Source organism: Pseudomonas guariconensis, assembly GCF_015680235.1.
GTDB classification, from domain to species: domain Bacteria; phylum Pseudomonadota; class Gammaproteobacteria; order Pseudomonadales; family Pseudomonadaceae; genus Aquipseudomonas; species Aquipseudomonas guariconensis_A.
Genome location: NZ_JADLJL010000118.1, coordinates 1 through 201 on the forward strand (window position 1 = coordinate 1; position 201 = coordinate 201).

1 pseudogene is annotated in these 201 nt (G+C 66.7%); it reads right to left on the reverse strand.

Going from position 1 to position 201, the window contains the following annotated elements:
- Window positions 1-201, reverse strand: a pseudogene (locus IRZ56_RS23560) (oxidoreductase); the annotation flags it as partial.

The following is a 201-nucleotide window of genomic DNA, read 5'->3' on the forward strand; positions in this document are numbered from 1 at the left end:
TGGAGCGCACCAGTTGGGCGGCCTGTTGCGAGGTAATCCGTAGGCCTTGCAGCCGCTTGCGTGCATCGGGCTCCAGGGTGCCTGGGGCCACAGTCAGGTCGACCAGTTCAGCCGGGGCGGTATGATCCAGCGCGCCCACGCCATGGCGTGCTCCATTGACTAGCCGCTCATGCACCTCCTGCGCACGGCCTTCGACCCACA